Source organism: Nonomuraea salmonea, assembly GCF_042428605.1.
GTDB lineage: Bacteria > Actinomycetota > Actinomycetes > Streptosporangiales > Streptosporangiaceae > Nonomuraea > Nonomuraea salmonea.
Genome location: NZ_JBHMCF010000013.1, coordinates 12,839 through 26,334, shown reverse-complemented (window position 1 = coordinate 26,334; position 13,496 = coordinate 12,839). Strand labels below are relative to the sequence as shown.

10 protein-coding genes are annotated in these 13,496 nt (G+C 72.3%); 2 read left to right on the top strand and 8 right to left on the bottom strand.

Annotated features, from left to right (window positions below; genetic code table 11):
* Positions 1-5: 5 nt before the first annotated feature.
* Together ACFFR3_RS18040 and ACFFR3_RS18035 are read right to left on the bottom strand one after the other, a co-directional pair.
* On the bottom strand, positions 6-527 hold the full coding sequence (locus ACFFR3_RS18040; protein ID WP_345390724.1) for an NUDIX hydrolase: 522 nt from the start codon (positions 525-527) through the stop codon (positions 6-8).
* A 35-nt stretch (positions 528-562) separates the two neighbouring features.
* Positions 563-1,312 carry an SDR family NAD(P)-dependent oxidoreductase gene (locus tag ACFFR3_RS18035; protein WP_345390721.1) on the bottom strand — a complete coding sequence of 250 codons (750 nt, stop codon included), beginning with the start codon at positions 1,310-1,312 and terminating at the stop codon, positions 563-565.
* Between the two features lie 132 nt (positions 1,313-1,444).
* Between ACFFR3_RS18035 and ACFFR3_RS18030 the strand changes: the two genes are divergently transcribed.
* A complete protein-coding gene (locus ACFFR3_RS18030) occupies positions 1,445-1,912 on the top strand; it encodes an Rrf2 family transcriptional regulator (RefSeq protein ID WP_345390718.1) in 468 nt (155 codons plus the stop codon).
* On the opposite strand, the gene ACFFR3_RS18025 is transcribed toward ACFFR3_RS18030, so the two are convergent.
* From ACFFR3_RS18025 to ACFFR3_RS18005, 5 genes are read right to left on the bottom strand one after another with little or no spacing between them, the layout of a single operon-like run.
* A complete protein-coding gene (locus ACFFR3_RS18025) occupies positions 1,852-3,756 on the bottom strand; it encodes a YehQ family protein (protein ID WP_379483469.1) in 1,905 nt (634 codons plus the stop codon). The two genes, ACFFR3_RS18030 and ACFFR3_RS18025, sit on opposite strands and share 61 nt — an antisense overlap.
* Complete coding sequence (locus tag ACFFR3_RS18020; protein WP_345390709.1) at positions 3,753-4,862, bottom strand: VWA domain-containing protein; 1,110 nt, start codon at positions 4,860-4,862, stop codon at positions 3,753-3,755. The genes ACFFR3_RS18025 and ACFFR3_RS18020 overlap by 4 nt, the downstream gene beginning before the upstream one ends.
* Complete coding sequence (locus ACFFR3_RS18015; RefSeq protein ID WP_345390706.1) at positions 4,859-7,054, bottom strand: DUF5682 family protein; 2,196 nt, start codon at positions 7,052-7,054, stop codon at positions 4,859-4,861. Before ACFFR3_RS18015 ends, ACFFR3_RS18020 begins: the two co-directional genes overlap by 4 nt.
* A gap of 4 nt (positions 7,055-7,058) precedes the next feature.
* Positions 7,059-8,129: an ATP-binding protein gene (locus tag ACFFR3_RS18010; RefSeq protein WP_345390703.1), complete on the bottom strand. Its 1,071-nt coding sequence runs from the start codon at positions 8,127-8,129 to the stop codon at positions 7,059-7,061.
* On the bottom strand, positions 8,126-11,557 hold the full coding sequence (locus ACFFR3_RS18005) for a DUF4132 domain-containing protein (protein ID WP_379483468.1): 3,432 nt from the start codon (positions 11,555-11,557) through the stop codon (positions 8,126-8,128). The genes ACFFR3_RS18010 and ACFFR3_RS18005 overlap by 4 nt, the downstream gene beginning before the upstream one ends.
* A gap of 213 nt (positions 11,558-11,770) precedes the next feature.
* Here ACFFR3_RS18005 and ACFFR3_RS18000 point away from each other — a divergent pair, with 213 nt between their 5' ends.
* Positions 11,771-12,328, top strand: coding sequence for a hypothetical protein (locus tag ACFFR3_RS18000; RefSeq protein ID WP_345390697.1), 558 nt, complete (start codon positions 11,771-11,773; stop codon positions 12,326-12,328).
* Here the strand turns inward: ACFFR3_RS18000 and ACFFR3_RS17995 are convergent.
* Entirely contained in the window at positions 12,321-13,301 is a 981-nt protein-coding gene (locus ACFFR3_RS17995; RefSeq protein ID WP_364377202.1) for a GlxA family transcriptional regulator, read from the bottom strand. The two genes, ACFFR3_RS18000 and ACFFR3_RS17995, sit on opposite strands and share 8 nt — an antisense overlap.
* Between the last annotated feature and the right edge of the window lie 195 nt (positions 13,302-13,496).

Below are 13,496 nucleotides of genomic sequence, written 5' to 3'. Positions count from 1 at the left end.
CCCGCTCAAGCCGCCGCGCCGCTCCTCAAGGCCTTCACATACTGCCGGACCCGGTCGGGGTCCTGGGGGAAGAAGCCGGCCCAGCCCTCGTCCAGCCGATGCCACAGTGCCGGTTGTCCGGGTTCTGGGGTCAGCGGCTCGGCCGGGTCGGCGATCGCGGCATAAGACAACGACAGCGTCAGCGGCAGGTCCGGGTGGAACGAGCGCACGGCCACCGCGGCGGGCCGGTCCAGCAACTGCGGGCGCAGCCCGCACTCCTCGGCCAGCTCGCGCGCCGCGCCCTGGCGCGGGCTCTCGCCCGGTTCGACCTTGCCGCCGGGCGGCACCAGGCCGCGCCAGGGATGCTGGACCAGCAGGATCTGCTCCAACCCAGGATCCAGCACCCAGACCTCGGCGCCCAGCGGCTCCATCGGTCCGTCCAGGGCCGCGCGCAGCCAGGAGCGGGCCTGATCGAACTCCAGCGTCGCGGACTCGGCATCGAAGGCGGCGGCCTCCAGCAAGCCCTGCTCCCACGGATCACGGATCATCGCGCCAGGTTACGGCCGGCCACTGACAAAGAGGATCAGGCGTTGTAGCCGCCGTGGGCGTCCAGTTTGGTACCCGTGACGTACGACGCCGCCGGACTGGCCAGGAAGGCGATCGCGGCGGCCATTTCGTCCGGGTGGCCCAGGCGCTGCAGCGACAGTGAGCTGAGCAGGGCCTTGATGATTTCCGGGTCCGGGTGTTCCATGCCGTCCGTCATCATGCCGGCTTCCACCACATTGGCGGTGATGTTCCTGGGGCCGAGGTCGCGGGCGGCGCCCATGGTGTAGCGCTCGACGCCGGCCTTGGTCGCCGCGTAGTCGGCCACGCCAGGGACGCCGGCTCGGGTGCCCAGTCCGGAGCTGATCGTGACGATGCGGCCGCCTTCGCGCAGCACCTGGGAGGCGGCCCGGATGATGGCGATGACGCCGAGGTAGTTGGTGGCGTGCATGCGGTCCAGGGCGGCGGTGTCGGCGTTCGGGTCGTCGACCGTGGCGTTGATGGAGATCGCGGCGTTGTTGACGAGGATGTCCAGGGCGCCGAAGTGGGCGATCACGTTGTCGATCAGGGCCGGCGCCTGGCTCGTGTCCGACTGGTCGGACTTGTACGCGGCTACCTTCGCTCCCTTGGCCCGTACCTCGTCGACGATGGCCTGGGCTCGCTCGTCGGAGCTGACGTAGGTGAAGGCGACGTCGGCGCCCTGGTCGGCGAGGAGCCGTACGGTCGCGGCTCCCAGCCCGCGGGATCCTCCGGTGACCAGGGCGACCTTGCCGGTCAGTGGCTTGTTCATGGTTCTCGTCCTAACTGGTTGGCCATCTCGGACTGTCGTAACGCTAATAGTTACGACCGCCATGTTGCAACCATAGCTGTTACGACAAGCATGTCGTAACATCGGGAGTTGCGACCGGGAGGGACGACCATCATGAGCGCCAACAGCAGGTTGACCATCGCCGCCCACGCGCTGGCCTGGATCGGCCTCTACCAGCGCCAGGGCCATGAGGTCGCCACCTCAGAACAGATCGCGTCCAGCGTGAACACCAACCCCGTCGTCATCCGGCGGCTGCTCGGTGACCTGCGCAGGGCGGGGCTCGTGGAGTCGCGGCGCGGGCTGGGCGCGGGCTGGACGCTGGCACGCGACCTGGAGTCGATGACGCTGCTCGACGTGTACGAAGCGGTGGAAACCGGCCCCCTCTTCGCCCTCCACCGCGCCACTCCGGACCAGGATTGCGTCGTCGGCCACGGCATCCAGCCGGCGATGCGGCGCGTCTACGACGGCATCGAGGAGACCCTCCGGGGCGAGCTGTCCCGCGTCACGCTGCAGGACGTCCTTCAGGACGTCCTCGCGGCTCCTGAGAACGTCAGGTCCAGGGCCACCTCCAGGCGTAGGTAGGCGTCGACCCAGGTCTGTTCGACCGGCTCGGTCGCGAACGCCGTGACCGCCCCGGCGATGCGGTGGAGGCCGAGCGTGGTCAGCCGGCGGGCGGCGGTGGCGAGGCGGTCGTCGTAGGTCGGTGGGAGGCGGGCGAGGCCGTGGTGGGCGGCTTCGGCGAGCAGGGCTCGGGCGTCGGTCAGTACGGCGGTGAGCGGGCCGGACGGGCCGGACCCGGCGATCGCGAAAGGGACGCCGGCTCCGGCAGGTTCCAGGTCGGGTACGACGACCCGCTCGCCGGTGGACAGGCCGATGGGGTCGATGACGATGCCGCCCGCGCTACGGCCCACGACGCCGCTGACGTGACGTAACCCGCCTTCCAGGACGGCGGCCAGCGCGTCGAGGCGGCCAGGAGCGGTGGTCGTGTGGGTGGCGGTGATGGTGGCGGTGTTGCCCGCTTGATCGGTGATCAGAGCGTCGAGGCGTTGGTCGCCCGGGACGTAGGCCAGGGAGAGCACCTGGGAGACGGCGACGACGCGGACCAGCTCGGCTTCCACCCGCGGGCGGATGGGGCGGAGGGTGAGGGCGTCGAGTTCGCGGCCGAGGGCGGCGAGGTCGGTGACCAGCAGGGACGGTGAGAGGTCGGCCCAGGCGCCGCGCGACGCGCTCACCGTCGTCTTGGAGATGCGTCCGGTGGCCAGCCGCACGGTACGGCTGGCGCTGCGGACGGCCGACTCCGTGACGAGGTTGCCGGTGGCCAGGGCGGACAGGGTGATGCCGGCGATGCGGCGGCCGGCCAGCGCGGGGCCGTCGTCGTCGCCGTCCCATTCGCGGCGCAGGACGAGGACCGTCGCGCTGGCGCTGTGGGCCAGGTAGACCTCGGCGATGCGGCGGCCGGCGAGGCCGCGGATCCGGCAGCCCAGGCTCTCCAGGCGGGCCCGGCGCAGCGGGGTCTCGGCGGCCTCGGTGGTGCCGAGCACGCTGCTGCGGAGGGTGGCGTCGGGGCGGATGACGGCCCGGTGCCGGGCGTGGAGCTCGGCGAGGTGGCTCGCGAGCAGCTCGGGACGGTAGTGGGCGCTGCGGTCGCGGTACGCGGTCAGCTGTCCGGCGAGGTCGCCGACGGCCAGCAGGGGCCATCGGGATCCGGCGGCGTCCAGATCGTGCTGTACGTCGGCGATGGTCGCGTCGAGCCCTTCCCCGAGGTGTGCCGCGCCTTCGCGCAGGACCGTGCCGGCCAGTTCCAGGGCGCGTTCCAGCCCGGATCCGGTGCCGGGCGCCGGTGAGCCGCCGACGTCCACCCGTACTTCCCGCATCCCTGGATGCAGCTCGTCGGCCACCCGGAACGCCCACACGGCGAGGGCGATGAGGTCGTCGCGGCTGCCCGCGACGGTGTCGGTGTGGACGAAGCCGAGGTCGCCGGGGATGAGGAAGCGTACGGTCGCGGTGGGGAGCTCGACCTGCGGGGCGGGGGCGCGGCGGACGCGGGCGGTGTAGCCCGCCTCAAAGGAACGGCGGGCGGCGGTCATCAGGCGGGCGCCGATCCGCAGAGTCAGCTCGTCGTCGGTCACGTCCCCCGGTGACCAGGCGTCAGCCTCAGGGGGACGATCGGCGTGCCGGCGCTGGTACGCCAGCACCACCGCCACGACATGCCGGCACACTCCGGCAGCCCCGCACGTGCACCGGGCCACGTCGAGCCCACCGGACGGCAAGCTGGCGGTCGGCCCGCCCGCGAAGTCCCCGTGCACGGTCCCATCGGCATCGGTACGCAGGTCAGGCGCGGCCTCCTTGCCCGCCCGCTTGACCAGCCCCCGGTTGGTGAGCGCGGCGAGGGCGTCGGTGGTGAGCCCGAGCAGATCCGTCCTCATCGGCCCACGTGCTCCGCGACGAAGGTCGCCAGCTCGCCTGGAGTCATCGCGCCCACGGACGCCCCGGCATCGGCCAGACGCTGGGCAAGCTCCCGGTCGTAGTCCGGATTGGCCTGCGAATCGAGCGCGGCCAGGCCGAGGACCTTGCTGCCCTGTTCGACCAGGCCACGAACGATGCGCACGAGCTGGTGGGCGTCGCCGCCCTCATAGAAGTCGGAGATCAGCACGACGATGGCCCGCCGCGGCCGGTCCACGAGCCCGGCGCCGTACGCCGCCGCCCGCGCGATGTCCGTGCCACCCCCGAGCTGGACTTTCATCAGCAGCTCAACGGGATCGTCCACATCGGAGGTCAGATCGACCACATCGGTGCTGAAGGCGACGAGGTGGGTGCGTACACAGGGCAAGCCCCACAGACAGGCTGCGGTGACCGCCGAGTGGATCACGGAGTCGGTCATCGAGCCGGACTGGTCCACGAGCAGGATCACCTGCCACTGTTCGAGGTGGCGGCGGGTGCGGGTGAAGAACAGCGGGTTCTCGATCACGACCTTACGGGTGTCGGGCTGGTAGTGGCCGAGGTTGGCGCGCAGCGTCCTCGTCATGTCGAAGTTGCGTGCCATCCGCAGCCGGCCTGGCCGCCGCAGCTTGGCGCCGGAGAAGGCGGTGCGCACCTCGGTGGCGAGCTTGTTCATCAGCTCCCGTACGACCTGCTCCACGAGCCGCCTGGCCAGCCGCAGCACCTGCGGGTTCATCAGGTGTTTGGTGTGCAGGACGGCTTTGAGCAGGGCAGGGTTGGGCTCGATGCGGGCGAGCACGTCGGGGTCGGTGACGAGGTCGTGGATCTCGTAGCGTTCGACGGCGTCGCGTTGCAGGCGTTCGATCGTCTCTTTGGGGAACAAGCGGGTGATGTCGTCGAGCCAGTCGAAGGTGGTCAGGTTCGACGGGCCGTTCCCCGCCTGGCGGACGCCGCGTTCGCGCAGGTCCTCGTCGCGGCCGTACAGCCACTCCAGGGCGGCGTCGCGGCCGGCGGCCTCGTCGCCCAGCCGGCCGCCGCCGAGGCAGGCGCCGCCGGCCTCGCCGAGCAGCAGCCGCCACCGTTCGAGCGTCATAGGAGCCCCTCCCTGCGCAGCGCCGTGTCGACGCGTTCGTCCAGTGCCATGCCCGCGGCGACCAGCTCGGGCGGAGCGTCCAGCCGCAGCAGGTCCCGTGCGGACCTGCCGGAGCGGAGCTCGACCAGGCGGGTGGCGATGAGGTGCCGTTCGCGGGGCGGGAAGTAGCCGAACGCCTGGCGCAGCGCGGGCAGGGCCACCAGGAAGTCCTGGTCGGTCATCGCCCCGACCAGCTCGTCGAGCAGCTCCAGCATGCCGCCGGTGTGCAGCACCTCCTCCCGGGCGAGCGCGAACAGCCCGGCCAGCCAGTCGCCGGCCGACTTGGGGACGAACGCGCCGCGTACCGCACGTACGGGATCAGCGGCGGTGCCGCGCAGTGACCAGGTCAGCCCGAGCGAGGCGCCGCGCAGGTCGGGCGGCGCGTCCTGGCAGGCGGCGACGCGGTCGGCGACGCCCAGCGCCGCGTCCACGTCCAGGCCGAGCTGAGTGCCGGCGTGCCTGAGCGCGTCGCGTACGGCGGCCATGGCGTCGATGCGCCGCGGATCAGCCGGTACGGACCCGCCGCGCACCCCCTCGGCCAGCCACAACACCCGGAGGGCGGCGGCCCGCACGACGGCGCCCGAGGTGATCGCGAACAGGTCGTCGTGCCGCCACATCCCCAGGGCGACGGCGAGGGTACGGCCCAGCGCGCCCAGGTCGGCCGCCGCGCCGATCGCCCGCTCGAGGTCGTTCAGCACCCGCCCCGCCAGCTCGCCGATGCCGCACAGCGCGGCGTCGAACAGCACGTCGGTCAGCCGGCCCAGGTCGGCGTCCCTGATCCGCTCGGCGAGGACGGACGCCGCCGCCTCCTGCGGGTCCACGCCGTAGGAGCCCGCCTCGATCAACGCGGGCATGCGGTCGTCGGTGTCGGTCAGCGTCCACTGCTCGACGCGGAGCCCCGACGCACTGCGGACCACGCCCGGAATGCCCAGAACGCGCAGCCTGTGCAGGAACCGGCTGCGCTCGCGATCGGCGGGATCGCCGAGGTGGAGGCGTTCGTCGCCGGGGCCGCCCAGCTCGGCGAGCACCGCGCGGACCAGCGGCGGCAGCGGCGTCGAAGGATGCAGGCGGCCCGTCCGGTCACCGCTGAGCGCCGCGATCATCTCCACGACGACCGGATGGTGACCGGCCTGGAGACGTCCAGGGGACGCCCAGGGCAGCGGGGTGTCGAGCGCCTCGCCGACCAGCGCGCCGGCCAGCCCGTCGAGGACGTCCACCCGGGCCGGATGCGGGTGACCGCGCAGCAGCGCGAGGGCGTCGGCGGCGGCACGCGCGGCGATCAGGTCGGCCGTGGACACCGGCTGCCGTCGCGAACGCAGCCTGGCCGTCACGGCCTCGACGAGCCGGTGGGCGGCGCCGTCGACGCCGTGCTCCCACAGGTCCTGGTAGTAGCCGGGCGACGGCATGCCCGCCTGGTAACCGTCGAAGGCGTCCAGCCGGCGGAACGCGTACGGCACCAGATGACTGCCGGCCACCGCACCCTCGGGCGGCTCCGGCACCTTCGGCCAGGTCCGCTCGCCCCGCGTGGCCAGCCGGATCAGCGCGGGACGATGGAACCCGCCCGTCACCACGACCACCGGCCGCTCGCCCGCCTCCCACGCGGCCGCGCGGACCCATTGCGCCATGTACGCCTCGCGGGCGGCGTCATCAGGACCGGCCTGGGCGTCGCCACGGACGAGGTCGAAGTACGTGGCCAGCCGTCCGGCCAGCCCGTCGGCCGGTGGGACCTCGAAGAGGTGGTCCCACAACGCGTCCACGTTGTCCACCTCGAAGGCCCGGCAGAGCTTTCCGGCCGCCTCGTCGTGGCGGGCGTCGGCGTACCGGTTGGCGAGGTCCGCGAGCGCGGGGTGCCAGGCGGGCAGGTCGATGAAGCGCAGCTCGGCGCCGGTCGCGCGACCCGCCGTCAGCGCGGCCCACTCGGGGGAGTAGTCGCACAGCGGGGTCCACGAGCTGTGGCGCCGCTCGTGGTCGCGGTAGCCGGTGTGGACGGCGATCGGCAGGTCGTGGCCGAGCAGCAGCTCGTCCATCCGGTCGTTCATGTCCGCTGGGCCTTCGACCAGCACGTACGCGGGACGTACGGCATGAATGGTCTCGGCGGCCAGCCGGGCGCAGGCGGGACTGTGGTGCCGCACGCCCAGGAAGACGACCCCCATCGCGTCAGCCCGGCAGGAGGTGGCGGGCCTCGTACAGGGCCTGCCACTGGTCGCCGTGCCGCCTGCGCTCCAGGTATCTGCGGAGCTTGGCCAGATCGTCCGGGCTGTCCTTGGCGGCCGTACCGGCGAGGCAGGAGACCAGGTCGGCGGCGGTGCCCGGCTCGCCGCGCAGGAACCAGCCGCGCAGCCCGACCGCATGGGCGACCGAGACCGCCTCCGCGGTGCTCATCACCCCCGACAGCCGATCGGTGGTGTCTCCGCGCGCCGTCTGCCCCTGGCGCAACTCGCGGAAGGCGGTGACCAGCACCTCCAGCACGTCGCGGCGCGGCGGCGCGGTGACGCCCGAACGCTTGAGCAGCGCTGTCGCCTCCGCCTCCACCAGCGCCAGCTCGGTGGCGAAGTCGGCGATCGGGAAGACGGTCTCGAAGTTGAAGCGGCGCTTGAGGGCGGCGCTCATCTCGTTGACGCCCCGGTCGCGGGTGTTGGCGGTCGCGATGACCGTGAAGCCTTCCTGCGCGTACACCATCGACTCGGGACCGCTCAGCTCCGGCACGGCGAGCACCCGGTCGGACAGCGGCGACAGCAGGCAGTCCTGCACCTCCAGCGGGCAGCGGGTGATCTCCTCGAACCGCACCACCCTGCCCTCGGCCATGCCGCGCAGCAGCGGCGCGGGCACCAGCGACCGGGTGGAGGGGCCCTCGGCGACCAGCAGCGCGTAGTTCCAGGAGTATCTGATCTGGTCCTCGGTGGTGGCCGCGCCGCCCTGGATGGTGAGCGTCGAGGTGCCGCTCACGGCCGCGGCGAGCAGCTCCGACAGCAGCGACTTCGCCGTGCCAGGCTCGCCCACCAGCATCAGCCCGCGGTTCGTCGCGAGCGTCACCAGGGACCGGTCGATCAGCGAAGGATCGCCCACGAACTTGCGGCTGACGCCCAGCGTCTCGTCCCCGAGGACGAACCGCCGGGCGGCCCGCAGGCTGAGCGCCCAGCCGGGCGGCCGGTCGTCGGTGTCGTGCTCCCGCAGCCTGGCCAGCTCGTCGGCGTAGCGGAGCTCGGCGGGAGGCCGCTGGGCGTTCATCGGGTGATGTCCTTCAGGTCGCGCAGGATCTCGGAGGCGGTGATCGGGTCGAGGTCGTCGAGGCCCGGCATCATCAGGGTCTGCTCTTCCGCGAAGTCGGGGTGGCCGATCACGATGCCGGGATCGAAGCTGATCGTGACGATCCTGCCGCCCGGTACGTCCCGCTCGATCCAATACTGCCAGCCGGCGTCCTGGGGCGTGCCGCGCCGCCAGCCGCGCCGCTCCAGACCGATCACCGCGCCGGTGGGGACCTTCGCGGCCTCGATCTCGGCGATCAGCTTCGGGTCCGGCTCGTACGTCTCCCTGTCCAGCTGCCGGAACGGCTGCAGGATCTCGTAGTCGGCGAACACCTCCGCCCACGCGGCCAGGTCGTCGCCCAGCTCCAGCGGGTGCACCACGCCGACGAGGGCGTCCTGGGGGAGCGGCAGCGCGTCGTCGTTCACGTCGGCGAAGCTGCGGTCCTCGGCCACCCGCAGGGTGCCGGTGAGCCGGCCCGACGGGTCGTACGTGCCCCAGACGAGCCGCCGGACGATGTGCCACAGCAGCGGGTGGCCGACGAGCAGCCTTGCGAAGTCGGCGGCGCTCCAGCGACGCCGGTCCACCATGGCCTGCTCCAGGCGGTGGATGGCGTCGCCCGCCACCGAGCGCACGTCCTTCTTCAGCCCCGCGAAGCGGCGGTAGGCGGCGGGCGCGAGCTCCTGATCGTCATTGACGCCCGGCTTGGGAAGGTTCTTCAGCCGCTTGCCGGCCGCGTCCGTGACGTACGGCTTGAGCTGCTCGTCGAAGCCCACCACGAACTGCCTGCGCCCGTAGTCGAGGGTCAGGCTGCCGTCGGCGGACAGCTCGAAGTCGGGCACCAGCCGGTCGGCCAGCTCCTGCGGCGTCAGGCCGAGCTCGGCGGCGACCTCCTCGATCTTCAGCTTGGCCCGGTTCTTGAGCCCGGCGAACTTGCCCTTCTCCGCGAGCCCGTGCAAATGCATCAGCGCGACCTCGGAGCCGATGGAAGCCAGCAGATCGAGGCCGGTGACCGCGCGCGCGTGCGCGTTCTCGCCGGGCCAGGCCCTGATCAGCGGGGTCAGCCGGCGTACGGTCTCGTCGTCGCCGAGCAGCGCCTGCGCGTCCATCACCCACTTCTCCGTGGACGGATATCTGGCCCCCTGCCAGCGCTGGAACAGCCCCCAGGTGAACTCGGCGAGGCTGCGGCCCTCGCAGGTCTCCTTGACCACGGCGAGCCCGGCGTACGGCTCGCCGAGCTTGGAGATCGCCAGCATCGTCATCAGGTGGCGGACCGCCTCGGCGGGCAGCGCGCCCGCGCCGTTACGCAGGTGGATCGGGGTCATGATCGCGACCTCCGTCCACTCGGGCAGCCCCGGCATCGTGGCCGGCAGCACGTCGAGCGGGTCGCTCACGAGCAGGCCGGCGATCGCGGCTTCGGCGGCCGGCCCATGGCCTGTGGCGGCCTCGGCCACGGCGTCCCGGTGACCGGTCGCGACCAGCGTCACCAGTGCCTGCTCGGCCCGCTGCCTGGCCGTGCCCGGCTTGCCGAGAGCCGGCGGGATCAACGCTCTGGCGGCCGCCGCCGGGTGGCGGTGCAGCCAGGCCAGGGCGGTCATGCGTACGGACTTCAGCCGGTTCAGCCAACCGGCCATCAGCACGGCGACCTCAGGCGCGGCGAACGGCAGCAGCGACGCGGCGAGCGAGCTGGGCGCGCGGCGGGCGCTGTCGAGCACCATGGGCAGCGCCGCCGTCCCGAACCTGGCCACCACCGTCGGCATCCAGTCGCCCGCGCCCCACAGGTCGCCGGGACGCCACTGCTCGATCAGCGGGGCGGCCATGTCCTCCGGCCCCGCGACGAACAGAGCGATCTCGTCGGCCCAGTAGCCGTCCGCGCCCTTGGCGATATTGCGTGCTATGTCCTTCCAGCTCCGGTGCCGGTCCCATGAGGTGTTGGTCGTCCTCTCCCGCCAGCTGTCCTGCTCGCCCGGCGCCCACACGAGAGCCGGTGCGTCGGTGCACGTGAGGCCGTTGACCACGACCGTCTTGTGGGCCTTGCGCTCCCGGGTCCAGGGCGGGCTGACCAGCACCTCGGGCAGGGCCTCCCGCGGAGCGGCGGTGATGTCCACGAGCTTCTTGAGGCGCTCGTCCGCCAGGTCGGGGTGGGTCGCCACGTGGGTGCGCAGCAACAGGTCCACGATCTTGCCGTCGTACTCGGGCAGCAGCCGCATCGCGCGGCGCGGGAAGCGGGCGGCCGCGCGCAGGAAGGCCGGCTGCACGTACGTCTGTTCGACCTGGCCGAGGAGCGCCCGCATCGCCGTGTCGTACGGCACCTCCGCGAGCACGTCCAGCAGCCGCTTCCTGGCGTCCGTGCCGCGGTAATCGTCCGTCCAGAAGGCCAGCAGTGGCACGGCCGCCTCGCCCATGCCGTCGACGATCGTGACGGGTATGGCGAGGTCGTCCCCGACGGAGTAGGGCGGCACGAGGTCTTTGATCAGCTCGGCCTGCTCCGGCGTGCTGATGGCGGGGAGCAGGCGCGGGGCGAGGGCAGGGAGGTTCTGGCGCACCTCGGTGCAGTCGGCCGTCACCCAGCCGGTCTCGGTGGGCGCCAGGTAGGAGGCGGCCACGCGGTGGTGGAGCCCGCTCTCCCTGCTCACCGCCAGCGCCGCGACGACCTCGGCGTACGCGGTGTCGGGCACGGTGGCCAGGACGGCGCGGACCCGGGCGTCGATCCGCCCCGTGGCGTGCCCGCCGTACCACCTGTCGGGGGCCGCGCCGCTGGGCACCTGCCGGATCTGCAGGGTGGCCCCGCGGTAGGCGTATTCCAGTGAGGCCAGCTCTGTCACGGCCACCGCCGCGAACGCCAGGCCGCGTCCGGCCAGCCAGGCGTCGGCGAACAGGGACAGCTCCTCGCGCTCGTGCCACGAGAGGGTCGCGGCCATCGCCGTCGCGACCACCGCCGCACCGAGCGGCGTGCCGCCCGGATCTCCCGCCAGGTACGCCGCGCCCGCAGCCGCGAGCTCGGGGTCCTGGCACGTCGCCACCATGCCGGCGAGCGCCTTCCGATGCTCGCCCAGCTCGGCGGCCAGTTTCTGGGGTGCGCTCGCATCCGGCCCCGGCACGGCGACCTTCGTTCCGCCGCGGCGGGGGTGGAGAGCGCGTAACCAGGCGACCGGCCACGTCAGCCGGTCCTCATCCGCGACGCCGCCGCCGGCCGCCTGCGGCGTTTCGTCCTCCGTGTAGCCCTTACGTACCTTCTCCGCCACCAGCTTCTCCGCGGCCGCTGCGGCGGTGGCGTCCGTGTCGAACGACTTGACCTGGGTCTGCCCGGCCGCGCCGAGCCGCCCGTACCGGATGTGCAGCTCCGCCCCGTCCTGCCGCACCTCCCAGAACTTCGCCGAACCCCCACCCACGAACGTCAGCCTGCGCTCCACGCCCATACCGCTCCCACCACCCAGCCTCATCGTGATCGACAGCGGCGAGTATGGCGGCATCGACCGACAAAGTTCTGCGACCGGTCAGCCAGGGGAGTCGTTCACCCCCATATGCGGCACGACCAGTGGTCGGATTCCACGCTGACGGCCATCAATTCCACGTCTCCGGTCATTCTGTTCACGGTCGCATCGCGCTCTCGTACTCTCCCCGTCATGAGTGCCCCTTCGCCGGCGGCCGACCGCCGGCGCTTCGTCCTGCATCGCTGGCCCACCGCACTGGGGCTGGCCGTCGCCGTCCTCTCCCTGGTGACCGGCAGCAACGAGGAGTCCCTGGCCATCACCCTGGCCGTCGCCGCCGTGTGCTACCTCGCCGCGGCGGCGCTGGGCAGACCCTGGACCGTGTGGCCGGCCGTCCTCGGTGGCAGCCTGGTCGTCGTCGTCAGCGAGCTGATCGGAACACCTTGGTGGGCCGGCCTCGGCGGCACGGCCGTCGTCCTGGTGGTCGTCGGCCTTGCCCTGCGCGTGTCACGGCCCGCGCTCCTCGCCCAGGCCCTCGCGGTGGCCGGATTCGGCGGTGCCGCCGTGATCGCGGTGTTCATCGCACCTCAGACGGGCGTGATCGTGGCCGGCCTCGCACTCGCGAGCCACGCGATCTGGGACGCGATCCACCTCCGCCGCAAGCTGGTCGTGGCGCCGTCGCTGGCCGAAGCCTGCATCTTCCTCGACGTGCCGCTGGGCCTCGGCCTCATCATCCTCACGTACGTCAACTGACCGGTCGCCATGGCGCGGTTCTCTGGTCGGCGAGCCGGAAGCGATGCCGGTAGGCCGACGGCGAGACGCCGAGCACCCGCAGGAACGCCCGCCGCATCGTCTCGGCCGAGCCGAAACCGCAGGCACGGGCGACGGCCGGCACCGGCTCTTCGCCGGACTCCAGGAGAGTCTGCGCCGCTTCGACCCGGAGGCGTTCGACGAACTGACCGCACGTCATCGCCAGCTCCCGACGGAACAGACGGCTCAGGTGGCGCTCGCTCACGGCGAGCGCGCCGGCCATCGTGGCGAGGCGATGATCGCCGGACGGGTCAGCGGCCACGAGGTCCAGCGCCCGGCGCAGCGTCGCAGAGCGCGGACCGCTCACGGCGTGGCGGGCACGGAACTGCGACTGTCCACCAGGACGCTGCAGGAACACGACCAGGTACTTCGCAACCGCACGGGCCCGATCCTCACCCCGATCCTCCCCGACGAGCGCGAGAGCGACGTCAATCCCGGCGGTCACCCCCGCTGAGGTGACGACCGGACCATCCCGCACGTAGATGGCATCAGGCTCCACTCGCACCCCGGGATACAACTCCGCCAACGCCGCACAGGCCTGCCAGTGCGTCGTGGCCCGCCGCCCGTCGAGCAACCCCGCCCGCGCCAGGACGAACGCCCCCGTACACACCGAGACCACCCGCCGCGCGCCGGCCGCCAGCCGTCGCACGCCGTCCACCAACTCCGGCACGACTCCGGCGAACTCATCCCGCGGATATCCCGGCACCACCAAGGTGTCCACGTCACCGCCCACCTCGGACAGCGCGAGATCGACGCCCAGCGAGACACCCACATCGGTGCGAACGGCTCGCCCATCCACCGAGGCCAGCCGCACCCGATACCCACCCGCGCTGTCGAACACCTGCACAGGCCCGGCCACATCGAGCAGCAGAACACCGTCGGACAGAGCGAAGACGACATCACCGGTCGCGTCCATCACCATCTCCCGGGGCATCGAGGCAGTCCCGGCGAACGGCGCAGCGCTGCGTCGGGGGACACCGCTCCAGCGTAGTCACGGCCGTAATCGGTCCGGCACCGGCGAACGCCCAGCATGCCCCATAGGCGGTATCCGCATCGACCGGAGGACTGGTGCGGGTCACCTCTAAGGTGGTCCTTCACAACACGAGTCTGG